The 19,080-nt window shown below is 69.4% G+C and carries 18 protein-coding genes; 14 read left to right on the top strand and 4 right to left on the bottom strand.

The annotated features are described in order from the left end of the window. The first annotated feature begins 67 nt into the window (after positions 1–67). The gene (locus ABZ441_RS20735) at positions 68–1,645 is read left to right on the top strand and encodes an adenosine deaminase (RefSeq protein WP_358976062.1); all 1,578 of its coding nucleotides are present in this window, start codon (positions 68–70) and stop codon (positions 1,643–1,645) included. Positions 1,646–1,660: 15 nt separating this feature from the next. Here the strand turns inward: ABZ441_RS20735 and ABZ441_RS20730 are convergent, their stop codons facing one another. Continuing rightward, positions 1,661–2,104 carry an ATP-binding protein gene (locus tag ABZ441_RS20730; protein ID WP_358976059.1) on the bottom strand — a complete coding sequence of 148 codons (444 nt, stop codon included), beginning with the start codon at positions 2,102–2,104 and terminating at the stop codon, positions 1,661–1,663. A gap of 211 nt (positions 2,105–2,315) precedes the next feature. Between ABZ441_RS20730 and ABZ441_RS20725 the strand changes: the two genes are divergently transcribed. Genes ABZ441_RS20725 through ABZ441_RS20715 form a run of 3 tightly spaced genes read left to right on the top strand, consistent with a single transcriptional unit; the run spans position 2,316 to position 3,593 of the window. Continuing rightward, positions 2,316–3,167, top strand: coding sequence for a Scr1 family TA system antitoxin-like transcriptional regulator (locus ABZ441_RS20725; RefSeq protein ID WP_358976056.1), 852 nt, complete (start codon positions 2,316–2,318; stop codon positions 3,165–3,167). Positions 3,168–3,175: 8 nt separating this feature from the next. Then, complete coding sequence (locus ABZ441_RS20720; protein ID WP_358976054.1) at positions 3,176–3,364, top strand: DUF397 domain-containing protein; 189 nt, start codon at positions 3,176–3,178, stop codon at positions 3,362–3,364. Continuing rightward, the gene (locus tag ABZ441_RS20715; RefSeq protein WP_358976052.1) at positions 3,357–3,593 is read left to right on the top strand and encodes a DUF397 domain-containing protein; all 237 of its coding nucleotides are present in this window, start codon (positions 3,357–3,359) and stop codon (positions 3,591–3,593) included. Before ABZ441_RS20720 ends, ABZ441_RS20715 begins: the two co-directional genes overlap by 8 nt. A 22-nt stretch (positions 3,594–3,615) precedes the next feature. Here ABZ441_RS20715 and ABZ441_RS20710 read toward each other — a convergent pair whose 3' ends face one another. Next, positions 3,616–4,230, bottom strand: a complete 615-nt coding sequence (locus tag ABZ441_RS20710; protein ID WP_358976049.1) for a hypothetical protein — start codon at positions 4,228–4,230, stop codon at positions 3,616–3,618. Positions 4,231–4,400: 170 nt separating this feature from the next. On the opposite strand from ABZ441_RS20710, the gene ABZ441_RS20705 reads away from it, so the two are divergent. From ABZ441_RS20705 to ABZ441_RS20660, 10 genes are all read left to right on the top strand, one after another. Then, the gene (locus tag ABZ441_RS20705; protein WP_358976046.1) at positions 4,401–6,971 is read left to right on the top strand and encodes a polysaccharide lyase family 8 super-sandwich domain-containing protein; all 2,571 of its coding nucleotides are present in this window, start codon (positions 4,401–4,403) and stop codon (positions 6,969–6,971) included. Between the two features lie 61 nt (positions 6,972–7,032). Beyond that, positions 7,033–7,629 carry a GNAT family protein gene (locus ABZ441_RS20700; protein WP_358976043.1) on the top strand — a complete coding sequence of 199 codons (597 nt, stop codon included), beginning with the start codon at positions 7,033–7,035 and terminating at the stop codon, positions 7,627–7,629. Then, positions 7,629–8,528 carry an aldo/keto reductase gene (locus ABZ441_RS20695; protein ID WP_358976040.1) on the top strand — a complete coding sequence of 300 codons (900 nt, stop codon included), beginning with the start codon at positions 7,629–7,631 and terminating at the stop codon, positions 8,526–8,528. Before ABZ441_RS20700 ends, ABZ441_RS20695 begins: the two co-directional genes overlap by 1 nt. Further along, the gene (locus ABZ441_RS20690) at positions 8,525–9,220 is read left to right on the top strand and encodes a DUF402 domain-containing protein (protein ID WP_358976038.1); all 696 of its coding nucleotides are present in this window, start codon (positions 8,525–8,527) and stop codon (positions 9,218–9,220) included. Before ABZ441_RS20695 ends, ABZ441_RS20690 begins: the two co-directional genes overlap by 4 nt. A 370-nt stretch (positions 9,221–9,590) precedes the next feature. Continuing rightward, positions 9,591–9,899: a hypothetical protein gene (locus tag ABZ441_RS20685; protein ID WP_015610155.1), complete on the top strand. Its 309-nt coding sequence runs from the start codon at positions 9,591–9,593 to the stop codon at positions 9,897–9,899. Positions 9,900–10,081: 182 nt separating this feature from the next. After that, positions 10,082–10,951 carry a hypothetical protein gene (locus ABZ441_RS20680; RefSeq protein ID WP_358976034.1) on the top strand — a complete coding sequence of 290 codons (870 nt, stop codon included), beginning with the start codon at positions 10,082–10,084 and terminating at the stop codon, positions 10,949–10,951. Next, positions 10,941–12,278 carry a hypothetical protein gene (locus ABZ441_RS20675; RefSeq protein WP_358976031.1) on the top strand — a complete coding sequence of 446 codons (1,338 nt, stop codon included), beginning with the start codon at positions 10,941–10,943 and terminating at the stop codon, positions 12,276–12,278. The genes ABZ441_RS20680 and ABZ441_RS20675 overlap by 11 nt, the downstream gene beginning before the upstream one ends. Next, a complete protein-coding gene (locus tag ABZ441_RS20670; protein ID WP_358976028.1) occupies positions 12,275–13,825 on the top strand; it encodes an SCO6880 family protein in 1,551 nt (516 codons plus the stop codon). Before ABZ441_RS20675 ends, ABZ441_RS20670 begins: the two co-directional genes overlap by 4 nt. Before the next feature lie 18 nt (positions 13,826–13,843). Next, the gene (locus ABZ441_RS20665; protein ID WP_358976025.1) at positions 13,844–15,262 is read left to right on the top strand and encodes an ATP-binding protein; all 1,419 of its coding nucleotides are present in this window, start codon (positions 13,844–13,846) and stop codon (positions 15,260–15,262) included. Between the two features lies 1 nt (position 15,263). Continuing rightward, on the top strand, positions 15,264–16,799 hold the full coding sequence (locus ABZ441_RS20660) for a type IV secretory system conjugative DNA transfer family protein (RefSeq protein ID WP_358976023.1): 1,536 nt from the start codon (positions 15,264–15,266) through the stop codon (positions 16,797–16,799). A 32-nt stretch (positions 16,800–16,831) separates the two neighbouring features. Here the strand turns inward: ABZ441_RS20660 and ABZ441_RS20655 are convergent, their stop codons facing one another. Continuing rightward, positions 16,832–17,380, bottom strand: coding sequence for a GNAT family N-acetyltransferase (locus ABZ441_RS20655; protein ID WP_358976020.1), 549 nt, complete (start codon positions 17,378–17,380; stop codon positions 16,832–16,834). Positions 17,381–17,565: 185 nt separating this feature from the next. After that, positions 17,566–18,645 carry an NlpC/P60 family protein gene (locus ABZ441_RS20650; RefSeq protein ID WP_358976017.1) on the bottom strand — a complete coding sequence of 360 codons (1,080 nt, stop codon included), beginning with the start codon at positions 18,643–18,645 and terminating at the stop codon, positions 17,566–17,568. Positions 18,646–19,080 lie beyond the last annotated feature (435 nt).

Raw genomic sequence — 19,080 nt, 5'->3', positions numbered from 1 at the left:
CCCGGACGGATGGTTTACGAGGCTCTGTCCACGCGCTCCCGGTAACCCACCCCCGCTCTTCGTGATCATGCGAGGCGTGATCTCCGTACAGCACAACTCATCGCGTCACCGGCGGCTGTTGACGGCCGCAGGACTCGCCGCTGCAGCCCTCGCCGCGTCCTTGCCGGCCGATACGTCGGCCCAGGCTGCGACGGCCTCATCCGTACCGCCGTCCCGGACGGCCACTGCCTCCGAGGCGCGTACCGCCGCCTGGTTGGAAACCCACCCGAAGGACGCCGCCCGGTTCTTCCGGGACATGCCCAAGGGTGGTGACCTGCACAATCACCTCTCCGGCGCGGTACGCACGGAATACCTCATCCAGCTCGCAGCCGACGACGGCCTCTGCATCGACGCGACGATGACCGCCGTAGCCGCACCGTGCGCCACCGGTACCCGCCCGGCCACCGATGCCCTCACGGATGCCGGCTTCCGTCAGGAAGTCGTCCGGGCCTGGTCCATGCAGGACTTTCCCCGGGCCGAGTCGGGACACGACCACTTCTTCGCCACGTTCGGAAAGTTCGGCGCCGCGACATCGCACCGCGGGAAGATGCTCGCGGACGTTGCGGGCACTGCTGCGGCGCAGAACCAGACCTATCTGGAAACGATGGTGAGCCCCGCGTCGGCGGGAGCCAGGCAACTGGCCTCCCAGGTCGGCTGGGACTCGGACCTGGCAGCCCTGCACCGCAAGCTCCTCGCCGGCGGACGGCTGGACGGGCTGGTGACGGACGCCGAGCAGGAAGCCGACACCGCCGACACGGAGTTCCGCGAGACCGCACGCTGTGCGACCGCCGCCCCTGATCCTGCATGCCGGGTCACGGTCCGATGGGTCTCCCAGGTGTCACGCAACAGCGCCCCAGAGCGCGTCTTCACCCAGATCGCCCTCGGCCTCCGCCTGGCCGAACGCGATCAGCGGTTCGTCGCCGTGAACCTGGTCCAGCCGGAGGACGGCGAGATCTCCCTGCGGGACTACCGCCTGCAGATGCGCATGCTCAACTACCTGCACGGCGTCTACCCCGACGCCCACATCACCCTGCACGCCGGTGAGCTCGTCCCCGGCCTGGTGAAGCCCGAGGACCTCACCTTCCACATCGACGACGCAGTACGCACGGGGCAGGCCGAACGCATCGGCCACGGCGTCGACCTCGTACAGGAGAACGACTGGCGCCGGCTCGCCCGCGACATGGCACGCCGACAGATCGCGGTGGAGGTGCCGCTGACCAGCAACGCGCAGATCCTCCAGGTCGAGGGTGACGAGCACCCGTTCCCCGTCTACCGCCAGTACGGAGTCCCGGTGGTGCTGTCCACCGACGACCCGGGGGTGTCGCGCGGTGACATCGGCCAGGAATACCTCAAGGCGGCCCGCACTTACGGACTCGGCTACCCCGAGCTGAAGGACCTGGCCCGGGCATCACTGGAGTACGCGTTCCTCCCGGGCCGTAGCCTCTGGCGCCCGGACCCCGTACGCCGGGGCTACCGCCCGGTGCAGGAATGCGAGACGGCCGAGTCGGCCCGCTGCACCCGGTTCCTGGCGACCAGCCCGAAGGCCCGCCTGGAATGGCGCCAGGAGCAGTCCTTCCGCACCTTCGAGGCCGGCTACGCCGGCTGATCCTGCCCAGCCCGGTCACGAATGGGGCGGGACGGTGCACTCGGCCCAGAGCACCTTCCCGCCCTGCCCGGGCAGCCCGCCCCTGATCGGGTACGCGCCCCAGCTCTCCGCACACTCCCGTACGAGCTGCAGCCCACGGCCCCGCTCGGCCAGGACGCACGATTCCTCCATGCCGAAGCCGCCGAACGGAGCCGGAATCTCCGGATTGCTGTCCCACACACCGACCCGTACCCGGTTCCGGCCCGCCCCGCGCAGCCGGAGCGAGTACGGGCCCGAGGAGTGCCGGTACGCGTTGGTGACCAGCTCGCTCGCCAGCAGCTCGGCGGTGTCGATCAGGTCCCTCATCCCGTGCACGAGGAGCACGGTCCGCAGGGTCGCCCGGGCGATGCCGGGCCCACGCGGATCCTGCGGAAGTTGGAGGGTGTACGCCCAGGGCGGCGTTACGGTGGCCAGAACCATGGAAGTCTCCGTTCACGGACAAGCGTTGAGGTGTATGTCGCAGGCCCGGTGACGAGGCCGCTCCGTCGAGCGGGGTACTTCCGGGCGGGTGGCCTGAGGCATAGATTAGACAGACGCAAGGAATACTTGCGCTGTTCGCCCTTAATCTTTGAGATTATCCACTCGTGTGAGTGACCCGCTCCAATGCAGCGAATCCCAGGGAGAGTTTGAGATGGCAGGCAGAGCAGCCCCTACTGCGCGCCGCACACGCCTGGGCGCTGAACTGCGCAAGCTGCGCGAACGCGCCGGGCTGACCACAACACAGGCAGCGGATCTCCTGGGCACGAGCGCCGGGCAGCTCAGCAACATGGAGGTGGCGCGCTTCGGCGTCAGCGCCGACCGCGTGCGGGTCACAGCCCACACCTACTCCTGCACGGATCAGGCCCTGATCGAGGCCTTGGTCGACATGACGGGCGACCGTAGGCGCGGCTGGTGGGAGGAGTACAGGGAGATCCTGCCCTCAAAGCTCCTCGATCTGGCGGAGATCGAGCATCACGGCACAAGCCTGCAGGCGGCGCACAGCATCCATATCCCAGGCCTCCTGCAAACTGTCGATCACGCCCGTGCGATCTACCGGCAAGCCGTTCCTGAGATCTCGCCACCCGAGATCGAACACCGAGTCTCATACCGCGTAAAGCGACAAGCCGTCCTCTACCGGAACGGTGCCGTCCCATACCGGGCCCTCATCCACGAAGCTGCCCTCCGCATGCGATTCGGCGGCCCCGCCGTCGCCCGCACCCAGCTTCAGCATCTGCTCACACTGAGCGAACACCCTCATGTATCGATCAAGGTCGTCCCGTTCTCCGCAACGAACTACCCCGGGTCAGGCCAGTCCGTGTACTACGTACAGGGTTCTGTTCCCGCCCTCGATACCGCTCAACTCGACCAGTCCCACGGCCCGGTGTTCATCGACGCCGAAGCCCAACTGTCTCAGTACCGACTTCTGATCGAACGGCTCGACGCTGCCGCCCTGCAGACGGAGCAGTCACGAGCTCTCATTCATTCCATCGCTCAGGAACTGTAGGGACATAGATGATCATCCGGAACTGGCAGAAGTCCTCCCGCTGCGCCCAAGGAGAGGCCTGCATACACGTCGCCGCCGACCAGGGCTCGGTAGCCCTCACCGAGAGCAGCGACCCCAGCGGCTCGATACTCCGGACCAGCCGGCCCGCCTGGGCCGCCCTCATCCGCACCGTCAAAGAGACCCGTGCCCGTGACTGACCACCCCACCGACCTCGCCTGGACCCGCGCCGCCCCCGAGGACGCGGAGGGCCCCGGCCCCTGGATCGAGATCGCGTTCGGCCCCGGCGAGCTCGTGTACCTCCGCGAGACCAGTGCCCCCGGCACGGTGGTGACCACCACGGCTCAGAAATGGGAGGCATTCGTCCAAGGCGTCATGGCCGGGGAGTTCGACCACTTCGCCGAGACAGACGTCACCGCCGACGGCTGACGCGCTGCGCAGGGCCCGGCATTCAGCCGCAGTCCAGCGGGTTCAGTTCCGAAGCGACGATCGGGTCGGTGGCGGACCCGCTGACCGCGAACGTGCCGTCGGCCCCACTCCAGCGCAGCTCGTACGCGCCTTCGGCCACAGGCCGGTACATGTCGTCCGCCGTCCAGGAACCTGACGGCTGCCACGCCACTCCTGTGCGGCCCACCGCGTACACCACACCGTCGCTGGCCTTCAGGAAAGACGTCTCCCGCACCACCGCCACGCAGCCGTCGGGTCCTACGGGCCGAAGAACCCGGTAGTCCGCACCGCCCGCGAGATCGCTGACTGCCCCGAAGACACAGCCGAGCCCGGCTGCGGCAGCCAGCAGGCCGAGGACGAGGTGTCGCAGGCCCGGCCGGGGTATGGGTGCCTTGTCATCCGCCGCACCAAGCTTCCGGACCGTATGAACACCCGCCAGTATCAGCGATATGACGAGCAGCGAGCTACCCACCACCCACGCAGGGATGACCTGTCCTCCGACAACCACTATCAGACTGCTCCAGCCCGCCACGGCGGCAAGGACCAGGAGAACCGCGGCAACGACCTGATACGGGAACGCCTGCGTCACTCTGCCGACTCGCCGCTGCTTGGACTCCATCGGTGCACCCTATGTCCACGCCCGCCAGGGCAGAGCGGACCGGTGGACGAGCCCCTTCACATCGCACCGCACCATTGACACGGTCAGGGCGCGTTGCTTGGCTGGCGAAGACAGCAGCAGGAGCTACAGAGGCAACAAGCCTTTGCAGCCCCGGACTTTGGAGCGTGCTGGTGGAGCTCTCGCGTCGTACCGCACTCGCCGCGATTCCCGTCGCCGCCCTCTGGACGCTGTCCCGGACGCTCCACGCCGAAGCCGCCGTCTCCGTGCGCTCCTCGCCGCCGTCGGAATCCCGGGAAGCGCCCCAGGAAGCCCTCCTCCGTAACACCGTCGCCGTCTTCGCCGGCACCGCAGAGTCCAACGCCCGCCCCGAAGTCGCCCCCAAGCTCGCCTCCCTCCTGGCGACCGCGCGCGCCCGGCTCACCGCGATGGACGGCGCCGGACCGGAGGAGATATTCGAGGGCATACCCCTCGGCACCAGTGACCCCAACCTGAGCACGTCGTACCAGTACCTCTACGAGATCGCTCTCGCCACCTGCCTCCCCGGCACCGACGCCTCCGGCCTGCACGGGAACGCGACGGTCCGGCGCCGGGTCGTCGACGGCCTGGCCCGGCTCCACGACGACTGGTTCGGCGACCAGTCGAAGGGCTACTACGGCAACTGGTTCCACTGGGAGATCGGGATCCCGGCCCACGCGACCAAGACCCTGGCCCTGCTCAGGGACGAGCTCGCGGCACACCGGCCCGATCTCACCGCGACGTACGTCACCTCCATGGACGCATACCTGCGCAACGGCAAGGACGGCGACGTCGATCTCGACTCGCGCTTCCACACCGGCGCCAATCTCGCCGACATCACGACCAACCGGATCCTCCAAGGCGCCCTGCTCGGCGACGGGACCCGCATCACCAAGGCCCTCGCCGACCAGCTGACCGTCTTCGCGACGATCGACCCCTACCGCCCGCGCCACGGGGTCACCGACGGCTTCTACGCCGACGGGTCCTTCGTCCAGCACGGCTCCGTCGCGTACACCGGCTCCTACGGCAAGGGGCTGCTCACCCGGATCGTGCAGACGGTCAAGATCCTCGACGGCACCGGCTACGTCCCCGACGACAGCCTGGTCGGTGTCGTGCAGGGCTGGGTGGCCGACGGCTTCGCCCCGCTGATCTTCGAGGGCTGGATGATGGAGATCGTCAAGGGGCGTGCGGTCTCACGGACCGGCACGGGGTACGCGGACGTCACCGCCGTCGTCGAGGCCGTCGTCGACCTGTCCGCACACACGCCCGGTAGCGGTGCGGAGGCGCTCGAGGGCTACGTCAAACACCTCCGCCAGACGTCGAAGGCGGGCCTGGACCCGGTCGCCTTCGTCTCCCCCGTCAGCATCGCCCGATACGCCGACATCCTGAGCTCCGCGGCGCCCGCCCGGGATCTCGTCCCGACAGCCGCGCACGCCGCTTACAACGCGATGGACCGCACCGTCCACCGCAGGCCCGGCTACGCCTTCGCGCTGGCCCGCAGCTCCGCCCGCGTCAGCATGTACGAGTACATGAGCGGCGAGAACCTGATGCCGTGGTTCCAGGGCACCGGCGCCCATTACCTGTACCTGTCCGGCGCGGACCAGCGGCAGGCCTACGGCGTCGACTACTTCACCGCTGTCCCGCCCCACCGCCTCGCGGGCGTCACGGCCCCCACCGAGACGCGCCGTACCGTCCCCGAGCTGTACGGCACCCTCTGGTACGACAACCCCGAGCGCGGCTTCACGTCATCCTCCGAGTCGCAGAACGCCTACGTCTACTTCCCGCGCGCCACCCAGGCGTTCTCCGGCGGAGCTCGCCTCGGCCCCTACGGCGCGGCCGGTCTCGTACAGTCCGACGACGCCGCGTACGCGGCGCAGCAGGCAGGCACCCTGCCCGAGGACTTCGTGGCCTACCGCGCGGCGGCTGCCACCAGGTCCTGGTTCATGTTCGACGACGAGATCCTCGTGTTGTCAGCCGGCGTGACCGGCCTGGCGGGCCGCGCGGTGACCACGACGGTCGACAGCCGCATCGCCGATCCGTCCTCCCCCGTCGTCGTCACGGGCGGGCTCCGCGACGGGTCACCCTGGCGGAGCACCGGGAACGCCCCACCGGCCTGGCTGCGGTACGCCGACGAGGGGCAGAGGACCTCCGTCGGGTACGTCTTCCTGTCCGGCCCGTCGCCGGTCGTCGCGCTCGACACGGTCACGCGCAGCCGACGCCTCGTGCGCCTCGCCAACGCGGACACGGCAGTGACCAAACAGCTCTTCACACTGTCCTACGAGCAGGCTGCCGGAGCGAGGCCCGCCTCCATGGCGCACGCCCTCGTCCCCAACGCCTCCGAGCGGCAACTCGCCTCGTACGCCCATGGCCCGCTCTCCGTACTGTCCAACACGGACCGCCTGCAGGCGGCAGCCCATACGCCCCTCGGCATCACCGCCGCGAACGCGTTCACCCCAGGGACGCACCGGGTGGGGCGCCTCTCAATCGACGGTCCGGCGTCGGTCATGCTGCGACGGACAGCGGAGGGCACGTACACCGTCGCGGTGTCCGACCCCACGACGACACGGCGCACGGTGTCCCTCACCCTCCACGGCAGACCCCTGAGGCGCGTCTCGGCCGACGCCGGAGTCCGCGTCCGCCACGTCCCCGGCGGCACCCGTCTCGACGTCACCACCCACCGTGCGTACGGCCGCAGCTTCACGGCGACCCTGGCGCAGAGGACCTGAGGGAACCACACCCCGACAATGCGGTTGTCGGGCGCACCCCGGTCGCGAGAGCATCCCGACCATGGAAGAGCCCGCTGATCTCCTGAGCCACGGCCAGGTCGGACTGCGCCGCTGGCACACGAGCGACCTCGACGCCCTCCACGAGGCGATCTCCGGTTCGCTGCCCCACCTGATCCCGTGGATGCCCTGGGCGGCGGCCTACGACAGGCGGATGGGCCCCGCTTTCCTCGCCCGGAACCAGGCGGAGTGGGTGAGCGGGGAGGCCTTCGGTTACGCGATCACCTCCGAGGGCACGGTCATCGGCAGCTGCGGCCTCTTCCGCCGGATCGGTGCGGGCGGACTCGACATCGGCTACTGGCTGCATCCCCGGTGGACCGGGCGGGGTCTCGCGACCATGGCCGCGACCGCGCTCGTCGAACAGGGCTTCCGGCTGACGGGCGTCGACCGCATGGAGATCCACCACGACGCCGCCAACCCGGCCGGCGGAGCAGTCGCCCGCCGCCTGGGCTTCACGGAGGCCGGACGCGGCCCCACACCCGAAGGGCCGACCGCCCCGGGTGAAGTGGGTGTCGACGTGACGTGGCAGATCACCGCCGCCCAGTGGGCGGCGAGAACGACCGCACAGTCCGACAAGCAGGCGAGTGGCAGAATCCGATGATGCCCTCATCATCCGAGACGATCACCGCAGCAGCCTCCGGCACCTGGAAACTCGGCGACCTGACGGTCAACCGCCTCGGCTTCGGTTCGATGCGTCTCGCCCAGGACGGCACGGCGTTCGCCGACAGAACCTCCAGCGACCGGGACCGCGCCCTGCGCGTCCTGCGCCGCGCCGTCGAACTCGGCGTGAACCACATCGACACCGCCTCCTTCTACTTCTCACCGCTGCGGTCCGCCAACGAGCTGATCAACAGCGCGCTCGCCCCGTACGCCGAAGACCTGGTCATCACCACCAAGGTCGGCCCCGGCCGGGACCCCTCCGGCACGTGGGCGTGGGCCACACCGGAGCAGCTGCGCGGCCAGGTCGAGGAGAACCTGCGCCAGCTCGGCCGGGACCACCTGGACGTGGTGAACCTGCGCCTCGCGGTGAGCCGGGCCTCCGCTCCCGTCACCGAACTCTTCGGCGCCCTGGCCGAACTCCGCACAGCCGGACTCATCCGCCACCTGGGCATCTCCAACACCACACCGGAACAGCTGGCAGAGGCTCGGGGCATCGCCCCCGTCGTCTGCGTACAGAACGCGTACGGCCTCGGCTCCCCGGCCGAGCACCACGCCTTCCTGCGCGCCTGCGGCGAACAGGGCATCGCGTTCGTCCCCTTCTTCGCCATCGCCGGCGCGGGGCGCGAGGAAGGCGCGAGCGACAACCAGGACGACGCGACGCTGACCGTCGCACGCCGCCACGGGGTGACGGCCGCACAGGTGCGACTGGCCTGGACACTCCACCAGGGGCCGCACGTGCTGGCCATCCCCGGCACCGGTAACCCGGACCACCTCGTCGAGAACGTGGCTGCCGGCGCGCTGCGGCTCACCACCGAGGACCTGGCGCTGCTCGCGCGATGACCGGGGCTGGATGCGGGGTGGGGGCCGGGAACGGGGCCGGGAACGGGGCCGGGAACGGGGCCGGGGCCGGATCTGCGGCCGGGCAGATCCTCCGCTGGAACCTCTTCATCGGCGGCCACCTCAGCCACTCCGTGCCCGTACGGCTCGTCGAACGCATGGACGAGGGTCAGTTGGTGTGGCTGGAGACCGGCACACCTATGTGGCGCACGGAACTGCCTCGTGGAGCCCACCTCCGGGACATCGCGCCCGAAGACCGGCCCGCACACGGCTATCCGGCGAAGGCCGGACGATGGCCGATGGGCAGCGCCCTCATCCACCAACCGGCCGAGGCTGGTCATGCGGTGCTCTGGCTGTTCGGGCGGAGACAGAAATTCCGTGGCTGGTACGTGAATCTCGAACAGCGGACCCACCACGGCGCGGACATCGACGTAGCCGACCACGAGCTCGACATCACCGTGGCACCGGACCGAAGCCGACGATGGAAGGACGAGCGGTCGTTCGCCCAGAAGACCGGGCACCCCGCCTACTGGTCCGCGCGAGAGGCGTCGGAGATCCGCGCGGAGGGGGAACGCGTGGTCCGTCTCCTCGAGGCGAGGGCATTCCCGTTCGACGGCTCCTGGTGCGACTTCAAGCCACCGTCGCACTGGGAGACTCCGGACCGGGGACCGGCGCCCCTGCGTACCGTGCTGTGACGCACGGGTCGCTGGACCTTCCCCGCACGGCGCCTGACGACACGTCGGCCTGAAGCCACCGGCGCACACACGGCTCTCGAACAGCGCGTACGAATGCCCCGCGTCCCGTGAACGCATCAACCGCACCCGGAACCCCTGGCCATCGTCGTTGCTAGCCGTCACACCCCGTGATACACAGAGTTACCATGCATATGCGGGCAGATTCCGCCGCAAGCCGCAGGTCAGGGCAGCTTCCCCGGTCAAACGTGCGAGATCCGGGTAAAGAGACCCGGGAAGGCGTCGTGCGATGCCGGTTTCATCAGCGAAGATAGAGACCGACCCGTGTCGCACGGCGCGGGCTGCGAACTACCCAACAGGGGCGGTGACTTACATGATCCTGGCAGCGGAAAAGGGCGACATCACCACCATCATCGGCGGAATCGCCCCGAACTGGGGGCCGTTCGGGACTCTGGGCAACGAGGCACGCATCATGATCGAAGTGGTGATGGCGATCGCCATCCTGCTCTGCCTCGGCATCGCGATCTGGGGCGCGGCAAAACAGCGCATCGGCGCGACCGCACTGCGCGACACCTTCAGCGCAGAGCAGGGCAAGGGGCTGATCGTGGCAGGGCTGACCGGCGTCTTCATCATCGGATCGCTGGGCACGCTGTTCACGATTGTCTACGGAATGGCTGTCTGACCGCCTGTCAGGCAAGCCCCGCCCCCGGGCCGGCCCCGTCCACCCACACCATCCGTCCGTCGTGCCCACCGGCAGAGGTTGCGTCCCCTGATGTCGAGTAACCACACCGCGCCCACGCGGAAACCAGCAGCGCTACCGTCGTACTACGCGGAACTGCACACGGTCGAGGGGGCGTACGCGGCATGACCCAGGGCGATGAGCGCGGTTACGGCGGCAACGAGCCGGGCGGCCGCTCGGACGACGCGTACAGCACCCTCGGCGGGACGCGCCAGACGCGCACGCGTCTGCCCGGCGGTGGCGACGACGGCGACGGCTATGGCCGCAGGCCCGCCCGGAACTCCCGCTCGCTGATCATGGTGGTGGGCGTGGTGGTGCTGCTCATCGCAGCGATCGCGTTCGCGAACCAGAGCGGAGGCGGCACCTCGGACGGCGGCAAGGAGAAGGACTCGGCCGCAGCGGGGTCGGGCCCCACCGCCGCGACGGGCACGAAGCCGGTCACGGGCAAGAACGGGACGATCGCCTCCGGGTTCGCGCACGACGAGCAGGGGGCGCAGAGCGCGGCGGCGAACTACGCGGTTGCGCTGGGGTCTGCGGAGATGTTCGACAAGGACCGTCGTCACAACATCGTGAACAGCATCTACACGTCGACGGCCGCATCCGAGCTCAAGGGTCCTCAGGATTCGGCATACTCGACTGATTTCCTCAGCAAGCTGGGGCTGGACGCTGACGGCAAGGCTCCTCAGGGCAGCATCTTCATCTCCAGAACTATCCCTGTGGGCACCAAAGTAGCGTCCTACAGCCCCGCGACTGCCACAGTGGATGTCTGGTACACGGGTCTCATCGGCATGTCCGGACCAGAGTCGACAGACCCTGTGAGCACCTCCTGGAAGACCTGGACTGCTGAACTCGTGTGGTTCGACGGGGACTGGAAGATTTCTAGCGACAAGCAGAAGGACGGCCCCGCTCCGGTGCCCGGCGATGTCGCTGCCTCCACGTCTGACGAGATCAGCAAGGCTGTCGAGGAGTACGGAGGCTTCACTTATGCCAGGTAGCCGTCGGTTTGGCTTCCGCTCGCTCCTCGCTGTGGTGGCCACAGTGCAAGCAACTGCTGTCCTCGCGGCGACGCGGGCTGTTGCCGCACCCACCCCGACTCCCACGCCCAGCGAAAGCAGCAGTCCGTGCGAATTGCTCATTGGCCCAGCCAAGGAGTACTGCGTCGACGGCGAATCCGGCAGAGGCGCCCGCAGCACACCCCCCGTCACCGACGACGCGCTCGACCCCCTGACCTCCCTCGCCCGCGGCTGCGCCGACGCCGCCGCCTACCTCGTGGGCAAGCTCAGTGAGGCCGTGGAGAGCACCGCGACCGTCGACTTCACGAACTCCACCTTCCGCACCCAGTACGCAGTCGTCTTCGCTGCGTCCACCATCCTCACCCTCGTCCTCTGGCTCTTCGCCGTGGCCAAGCGCGCCATCAGGGGCGTTCCGTTCACCACCGCGATCTCCGAGGCCATCGGCTTCCTCTGGCTCACGGTCCTGGCCTCGGCCTTCACCCCGCTCATCCTGTACGTGGTCGTCTCCGCCACCGACGGCGTCACGGAAGTCATCTCCGCCGCGACCGGCGGACAGACCGACGTGTTCTTCGGGTCGTTCGCCGAGGCGCTCAAGAAGGGCACCGACATCGGCGGCGGGCCCATCATGCTGATCGTCGTCTCGCTCGTCTCGATCCTCGCCGCCGGCATCCTCTGGCTGGAGCTCGTGATCCGGGCCGCCCTGCTCTATGTGGGTGCCCTGCTGGGTGTCGTCGTCTACTCCGGGCTCGTCGACAAGAACATGTGGGGCCACGTCCGTCGCTGGGCAGGCATCATGATCGCCGTGATCATGGTGAAGCCGGTCATCGTCATCGTGCTCGGTCTCGCCGGGGCGCTCTCCGCGGACGACGGACCCAACGCCTTCTCGGCCGTCGTCTCCGGCCTCGCCATCATCCTGCTGGCCATCTTCGCCTCCGCCATGATCTACCGCTTCGTACCCGGCTTCGGCGACGAGATCCAGGGCGCCCGCACCAACCGCAAGCAGGCCACCGACGGCTCCCAGGCCGCCGCCATGATCAGCTCGCCCGCCGCTCTCGTCTCCCAGGGGATCAAGACCCACAGCGGCCGCAGCGGCGGCGGCGAGGGCGGAGGCGGTGGCGGCGGTGCGCGGCCGGCCAACCCGGCCAGCGGCGGTGTCGCCGCGCACAGCTCCCGCACGCCCGGTGGGAGCGCCGCGCCCTCGCCGCGCAGCGGTTCCGGACCCACCTCCGGCACCCCCCACGGCACCCGCTCCCCACGAAGCGGTCCAGGCAGCACAGGTAACACGAGCACAGGAGGTGGCGGGCGTTGACGACCCATTCCCACACGATCGCGCCCCGCCGTACGTATCTCATCGGCCGCGCCCGGCCGAACGCGATCATCGGCAAGAACCGTGAGACGGGCGAGATCGCGCTGATCATCGCCGGGGCGTTCCTCGGCATGATGAGCGGTCTCCTCGTCCCGGTCCTCTCCCTGCGGATCGTGACACTCATGGGCTTCCCCATGCTGGCCCTGGCCGTCGTGTACGTCCCCTACAAGGGCCGCACCTTCTACAAGTGGTTCGAGATCAACCGCAGCTTCAAGCGCACACTGCGCCGCGGCACGGCCTACCGCTCCGGCGCCGTCGAAGCCGGTGTCGGCGCCGACGGGCGCGAGGTGGAGATCGGGCCGCCGCCCGGCATCGGCCGGATCAGCTGGCTCGCCGCGCCGTTCGGCCCCGACGAGATCGCCGTACTCCTGCACGCCGACCGGCGTACGGTCACCGCCGCCATCGAGATCGAGGGCCCCGGGGTAGGCCTGCGCGACAGCGAGGACCAGGAAGCCCTGGTCGACCGCTTCGGCACGCTGCTCAAGCACGTGGCCAACGGCGACGGCTTCGTGACGCGCCTCCAGATGCTGGCCCGCACGCTGCCCGCCGACCCGGACGCGCACGCCAAGGACGTCGCCCAGCGTGGTGACAGGTCCGCGCCCGGCTGGCTCCAGGACTCCTACGACCAGCTCCAGTCGATGGTCTCCACCTCCAGCGAGCAGCACCGTGCCTACCTCGTCGCCTGCATGCACTACAGCCGCGACCTGGCCGCCGAGGCCAACGCGATGGCCCGGGCCATGCGCCCCCAGGGCGGCCGCAGGGTCGACCGGGACGCGGGTCTCGCCGTCGTCATGGCGCGTGAGCTGACCGACATCTGCGCCCGGCTCGCCGAGGCCGACATCCGGGTCCGCCAGCCGCTCGGCCAGAGCCGGCTCGCGTCGCTCGTGCACTCCATGTACGACCCGGACCACCCCATCGACCACATCCAGGCGATGACGAAGCGCAACGCCTGGCCGGCCGAACTGGACGCGGTCGAGCCGACGTTCCTTCAGGCCAAGACCCGCGAGTCGTCGACGCGCGCCCCCTGGTGCCACTCCACCGCCTGGGTGAAGGAATGGCCGATGACCCCCGTCGGCGTCAACTTCCTGGCCCCTCTCCTCGTCCACACGCCCGACGTGATCCGCACGGTCGCGGTCTGCATGGACCTCGAACCCACCGAGATCGCCATCGAGCGGATGCTGACGGAGAAGACCAACGACGACGCCGAGGCGAGCCGCCAGGCCAAGATGAACCGCACGGTCGACCCGCGCGACATCGCCGCCCACGGCCGGCTCGACCAGCGGGGTGAAGATCTGGCGAGCGGCGCGGCCGGGGTGAATCTCGTGGGGTACATCACCGTGTCGTCCCGGTCCCCCGAGGCGCTCGCCCGCGACAAGCGGACGATCCGCGCGTCGGCCGGCAAGTCGTACCTCAAGCTGGAGTGGTGCGACCGGGAACACCACCGCGCCTTTGTGAACACCTTGCCGTTCGCCACCGGCATCCGTCGCTAACGAGAGGGCAGTCACGCCATGCGAGATCCGCTGTCCGCGTTGTCGGATGCCTTCACCGGCTTCCTCTTCGGAAACGTGGAGACCACCCGGCTCCCGGTGCGCACCTCGACGGGGCAGGCCCAGGCCGTCTACCTCCCGACCGCCGCACCCGGCCTCGGCGACTCCGGCGTGATCATCGGGCGTGAGGTGTATTCGGGCAAGGGCTACATCTACGACCCGTTCCAGCTGTACGGGCAGCAGCTCCCCGCCCCGCACTGGCTGGTGCTCGGCGAGTCCGGGAACGGCAAGTCGGCCCTGGAGAAGACGTATGTGCTGCGCCAGCTCCGCTTCCGCGACCGCCAGGTCGTCGTCCTGGACGCCCAGGGCGAGGACGGCGTCGGCGAGTGGAACCTCATCGCCGAGGAACTGGGCATCACGCCCATCCGGCTGGACCCCACCGCCGCGCTGAACGACGGGATCCGGCTCAACCCCCTGGACCCGTCGATCACCACGACCGGACAGCTGGCCCTGCTCCGTACGATCATCGAGGTCGCCATGGGCCATGGCCTCGACGAACGCTCCGGCTTCGCACTCAAGGTGGCCCACGCCTACGTCACCGACACCATCACCCAGCGCCAGCCGGTCCTGATGGACATCGTGGAGCAGCTGCGCCATCCCAAACCGGAGTCCGCCGAGGCGATGAACGTCGACATAGACGACGTACGGGCCTGGGGCCTGGACGTCGCACTCGTCCTGGACCGACTCGTCGACGGTGACCTGCGCGGCATGTTCGACGGCCCGACCACCATCGGCATCGACCTCGACGCACCGCTGATCGTCTTCGACCTCTCGCACATCGACCGGAACTCCATCGCCATGCCGATCCTCATGGCGATCGTCGGCGTGTGGCTGGAGCACACCTGGATCCGGCCCGACCGGAAGAAGCGCATCTTCCTGGTCGAAGAGGCCTGGCACATCATCAACTCCCCCTTCGTCGCACAGCTCTTCCAGCGTCTGCTGAAGTTCGGACGACGCCTCGGGCTGTCGTTCGTGGCGGTCGTCCACCACCTCAGCGACGTCGTCGACGGAGCCGCGGCCAAGGAGGCGGCGGCCATCCTGAAGATGGCGTCCACCCGCACGATCTACGCCCAGAAGGCCGACGAGGCCAGAGCGACGGGCAAGGTCATCGGCCTGCCCAGATGGGCGGTGGAGATCATCCCCACGCTGACCCCGGGCATCGCGGTGTGGGACGTCAACGGCAACGTCCAGGTCGTCAAGCACCTGATCACCGAAGCCGAACGCCCCTTGGTCTTCACCGACCGCGCGATGACCGAGGGCTCGTCGGCGGACCTGCTTCCCGAGGACGTACGGGCCGCGGAGCTGGAGGCGGAGCAGCGGGCGGCGCGGATCGAGCACCAGCAACGGCTGAACGAGTCGTCCGAGTCAACGGTGGCATGACATGGCACGCCAGGCACCATCAGGACCGGGGCGCGGAGGCGAGGGGCAGGGCGGCATCCCCGACGGCCTGCTGATCGGCCTCCTGGCCTTCCTCTTCGGGCTGACGGTCCTGGCCTGGACGGCGACGGGCCTCGCCGGACTCTTCGCGCACGGAGGCTGGCCCGACGGCGTCACGTTCACGCGGACGCCGCTGGCCCTGCGCGCCCTGGCCGTCGAGCCGGCGGACCTGTCGGCCGCCTGGCCGGACACCCCGCCCGGCGACCTCTCCGGATACGGGCTGTTCTGGGGGCTGTTCATCGGCGAACTGATGGTGCTGCTGGTCCTGACGGTGTTCGCGGTGGGTGTGGTGACCCGCTGGCGACTGGTCCGGAAGCAGCGGGGTACGGCCCCGGCACCGTACGAGTCGGAGCAGGACCCCCTGCGCTCCCGCACGGCGGCCGGGCCACCCCCGCGCGAAGCCATGCCCGCCGAAACGCCCCGGGCACCCGCTCCGGCACCCGTCGAGGCGGCCCAGGCCCCGGCCTTCGCCGCCCCGTACGCGCGGCAGACCGCTCCCACCGAGCCCCTGTCCTCGTACACGCAGGAGACCTCGCCGCTGGTCCCCACCCCTCGCACCCCGCACGTCCTCTACGGCGCCTCGGCCACCCGCCGGCCGGCGGTGGTCCAGGCCGTCCGGGAGGCGGAGGGCTCCGCACTCGTCGTCACCTCGGACCCCACCGTCTGGGCCGAGACGAAAGACGCCCGCAGCAAGCTCGGCCCGGTCCTCGTCTACGACCCGGGCCACCTCTGCGACACCCCGGACCGCCTCCACTGGTCGCCCGTCGCGGGCTGCGAGGACCCGGCCACCGCGGCCTCCCGGGCCACCGCGCTCCTGACGCCCGTGCGCCCCCGGGCCAGGATCGACGCCGCCGTCGCCGACACCGCGCAGACCCTGCTCCAGTGCTGGCTCCACGCCGCCGCCGTGGACGGCCGTCCCTTCCGCCAGGTCCACCGCTGGGCCTCCGGCGCCGGCGGGCACGAACCCGTGCGCCTGCTCCGCACCCACCCCAAGGCGGCCTCCGGCCACGCCGGACTGCTGGAGTCCGCGCTCACGGCCTATCCCGAACGCCGGGACATGGCACAGGAACTGACCGTACGGGCCTTCGCGGCCCTCTCATCGGTCCACATCCGCGAAGCGTGCACACCCAACCGAGCCGATGCACTCGTACTGGATTCTTTTGCACGTGAAGGGGGAACGCTCTATGTGGTCGGTGAACCCATCGAGGATCCCCGCCACCACCCCGGTGCGATGCCCCTGCTCACCGCACTCGCCTCGCACGTGGTCGAGCACGGCCGCCGCATGGCCGTACGGTCAACCGACGGTCGGCTCGACCCACCAATGACGCTCGTCCTCGACGACGTCGCAGCGGTGGCGCCCCTTCCCGAGCTCCCCCGCCTGCTGTCTGCCGGCCAGGAGCAGGGGATGACCACCCTGGCCCTGCTCCGCTCCGAGGAACAGGCCCGCGCCCGTTGGCAGGAACGCCTGCTCGCGCCCTGACCGCACTCCCCGGGCCTATCCGCCACAGCCTTCTAACGACGGATCTCGAACTCCAGCTCCAGGGCGCTCGGATCACCCTCCATCGGCAACGTCCTCCCGGTCGGGACGAAGCCGATCCTCCGGTACGAGGCCGCGGCCCGCCCGTTCTTCTCGTGGACATAGAGCCGTACCCGCCGCAGTGGCGGTCCCGCCAACGACCAGGACCAGTCGATCGCTTCACGGAACAGCGCGTCCACCACTCCGCGCCCCCGGTGGCCCGGCCTGACGAACACCCCCACCAGATGGGCCTGATCGACCTCGGCGGCCTCCCCGAAACCAGGCTCACCGCCACGCCGCTCCACGAGCACCGTCACCGTTCCCGCCCACCGTCCGTCGGACGTCTCCGCGATGAACTGGCGGCTGTGCTCCCCCGCCGCGGCGCCCGCCGTCCGCTCCTGCCAGAACACGTCCGGCTTGGTCAGTGCGTGCTCGTACGTCTCGAGGAAGGCGATCGAGGCAACCGGGTCCCTCAGGGCCACCAACCGGATCTCCCTGGCCCGCCGCCATTCCTCGGCCCGCACCGCACGCACGACGTAGTCCATCAGCCGATGGTGCCCTGCCGCCTCCACCACGGCAAACGAGATTCCCCGGGCTGTCAGCACGTCCAGCCGCAGAGCGTTCCTGGTGCGCTCGACGAAGGCCCCGGCGGCGGGACCACCGGGATAGTCGGGCGCCAGGGTCTGATGCAGAGCGACGAAGCAGCGGGTGGCCGAGGGGTCGGGGGTGATCAGATGCGCACCGCGGCCTGGTAGCTGCCGATGGTGCTCATCGACTCGTAGCGGACGTTGGTGCCCGGGTACGGAGCGTGCAGCACGGTGTTGTTGCCCGCATAGAGACCCACGTGCGAGGTGTTGCTGAAGAAGACGAGGTCGCCCGGCTTCAGCTGGCTGCGGGCGATGCGGGTGCCCTGGTTTATCTGAGTGAACGTGGTGCGGGTGATATCGGCACCGGCCTGGGCATAGGCCCACATGGTCAGCCCTGAACAGTCGAAGGAGTTGGGACCCGTGGCAGTTCGGACATAGGGCTTACCCACCCGTGTGTGGGCGGCCTGGAGGGCGGCGGCACCCAGGGCGGACGCGGGAACCTCCTTGCCCAGGTCGACAGCCTCGTCACCACCGGACCCGTTACTGCGGGACCCGTTGCCCAGGTCCACCCGGTCACCGGCGGCGCGGGTGGCGCGCTGCTCCTCCTCCTCGGCCATCTTGGCCCGCTCGGCGGCGGTGAGGGTGTTCAGCAGCTTCTGGGCCTCGGCGAGCTTGCCCTGGAACTTCTGCTTGTTCGTGCCGAGCGTCTTACGAACGTCGTCGAGGTCGCTGAGCTTCCCCTGCGCCTCCTTGCGCTGCTGCGCGAGGGCGCGCTGCTTCGCCTGGATCTTCTGCAGCGACTCGGCCTGCTTGGCCGTCAACTGGTCGAGCGCGGAAGCCTGGTCCAGGAAGCTGTCCGGGTCCGAGGAGAGCAGCAGCTGGACGGAGGGGTCGAGTCCGCCGGAGCGGTACTGCGCGGCGGCGAGCGAACCGAGCTCGCCGCGCAGGGTGTTGAGTTCGTCCTGGCCGCGGGCGACCTTGTCCTGGAGCGCGTCGGCCTGCTTCTTGAGCTTGTCCTGCTGCTCCTTGGCCCCGTTGTACTTCTCTGTGGCGACCTCGGCCTCGTGGTAGAGCTTGTCGACCTTCGCCTTGACCTCGCTCTTGGTCGGCTTGGGGTCGGCGTGGGCGGCCTGGGAGGTCAAGGCCACGGCTGCGGCGGCGGTCGCGGTGAGCACGGTCACGCGGGCACGGCTCGGCTGCTTGGGACGACGGTGGGACGCCACGAAGGAAAGCTCCTTCTTCCTCGAGCCGCCTACCGGGTCATGGGGGATACGAACCAATCCCCGGCTCCGCGCACGTCACGGACTCGGCGGTTCCTTCGCCGCCACCCCTGATGAGTGAACTATCGCGCGAAGGTTCGAAGCCTGACCCTAGTGACCATCCTGTGAAGAGTTCAATCTTCACAGGATGAATGTCGACACACAAGGCACTTCTTTTACTCACGACGTACGGCGCGTAGCGGAGATCTGACGGTCCGGCGGCACTTACGAGCGCGGGCCCCTGCGGGGCGGTGCCCTGCCACCGGAGACGCATCCCACTCCGGATCTGCCGGCCGGCCGTGCTGTGAACGCAGAAAAGCCCCGTGCCACAAGGGCACGGGGCTTTCCCGGAATAATTGTTCGGCGGCGTCCTACTCTCCCACAGGGTCCCCCCTGCAG

It is taken from the genome of Streptomyces sp. NPDC005752 (assembly GCF_040630715.1).
Taxonomy (GTDB): Bacteria; Actinomycetota; Actinomycetes; order Streptomycetales; family Streptomycetaceae; genus Streptomyces.
Note: the sequence above shows the minus strand (reverse complement) of the source record. Positions and strands in the feature narration are given on the sequence as shown.

What these genes read in the sequence shown, in the direction of transcription:
- ABZ441_RS20725 (WP_358976056.1), top strand. Translation starts at nt 2,316, where the DNA reads ATGGCAGGCAGAGCAGCCCCTACTGCGCGCCGCACACGCCTGGGCGCT.
- ABZ441_RS20665 (WP_358976025.1), top strand. Translation starts at nt 13,844, where the DNA reads ATGCGAGATCCGCTGTCCGCGTTGTCGGATGCCTTCACCGGCTTCCTC.
- ABZ441_RS20730 (WP_358976059.1), bottom strand. Translation starts at nt 2,104, where the DNA reads ATGGTTCTGGCCACCGTAACGCCGCCCTGGGCGTACACCCTCCAACTT.
- ABZ441_RS20735 (WP_358976062.1), top strand. Translation starts at nt 68, where the DNA reads ATGCGAGGCGTGATCTCCGTACAGCACAACTCATCGCGTCACCGGCGG.
- ABZ441_RS20690 (WP_358976038.1), top strand. Translation starts at nt 8,525, where the DNA reads ATGACCGGGGCTGGATGCGGGGTGGGGGCCGGGAACGGGGCCGGGAAC.
- ABZ441_RS20675 (WP_358976031.1), top strand. Translation starts at nt 10,941, where the DNA reads ATGCCAGGTAGCCGTCGGTTTGGCTTCCGCTCGCTCCTCGCTGTGGTG.
- ABZ441_RS20695 (WP_358976040.1), top strand. Translation starts at nt 7,629, where the DNA reads ATGCCCTCATCATCCGAGACGATCACCGCAGCAGCCTCCGGCACCTGG.
- ABZ441_RS20720 (WP_358976054.1), top strand. Translation starts at nt 3,176, where the DNA reads ATGATCATCCGGAACTGGCAGAAGTCCTCCCGCTGCGCCCAAGGAGAG.
- ABZ441_RS20685 (WP_015610155.1), top strand. Translation starts at nt 9,591, where the DNA reads ATGATCCTGGCAGCGGAAAAGGGCGACATCACCACCATCATCGGCGGA.
- ABZ441_RS20655 (WP_358976020.1), bottom strand. Translation starts at nt 17,380, where the DNA reads ATGGACTACGTCGTGCGTGCGGTGCGGGCCGAGGAATGGCGGCGGGCC.
- ABZ441_RS20710 (WP_358976049.1), bottom strand. Translation starts at nt 4,230, where the DNA reads ATGGAGTCCAAGCAGCGGCGAGTCGGCAGAGTGACGCAGGCGTTCCCG.
- ABZ441_RS20660 (WP_358976023.1), top strand. Translation starts at nt 15,264, where the DNA reads ATGGCACGCCAGGCACCATCAGGACCGGGGCGCGGAGGCGAGGGGCAG.
- ABZ441_RS20680 (WP_358976034.1), top strand. Translation starts at nt 10,082, where the DNA reads ATGACCCAGGGCGATGAGCGCGGTTACGGCGGCAACGAGCCGGGCGGC.
- ABZ441_RS20700 (WP_358976043.1), top strand. Translation starts at nt 7,033, where the DNA reads ATGGAAGAGCCCGCTGATCTCCTGAGCCACGGCCAGGTCGGACTGCGC.